Annotated in this window: 1 protein-coding gene; it reads left to right on the top strand. The window is 62.7% G+C overall.

Annotated features, from left to right (window positions below; translation table 11 throughout):
- A partial coding sequence (locus AB4Y36_RS40510) for a radical SAM protein (RefSeq protein ID WP_368685944.1) occupies positions 1-303 on the top strand: 303 nt, incomplete at both ends.

Genomic DNA, 303 nt, shown 5'->3' on the forward strand with positions numbered 1-303 from the left:
TGGACTCGCTGCCGTTCGTCGCGCCGATCTACAAGCGCGACCTGAAGATCGAGAATTACTTCATCGGCTACCTGAACTACCCGTACGTGTCGATCTACACGGGCCGGGGCTGCAAGTCGCGCTGCACGTTCTGCCTGTGGCCGCAGACCGTGAGCGGCCACGTCTACCGCACGCGCTCGGTCGAGAACGTGCTCGAGGAAGCGAAGTGGATCCGCGAGAACATGCCGGAAGTCAAGGAGCTCATGTTCGACGACGACACCTTCACCGACGACCTGCCGCGCGCCGAAGCGATCGCCATCGGTC

Origin of the sequence: Paraburkholderia sp. BR10936, assembly GCF_040965735.1 — a bacterium.
In the GTDB taxonomy this organism is placed as follows: domain Bacteria; phylum Pseudomonadota; class Gammaproteobacteria; order Burkholderiales; family Burkholderiaceae; genus Paraburkholderia; species Paraburkholderia nodosa_A.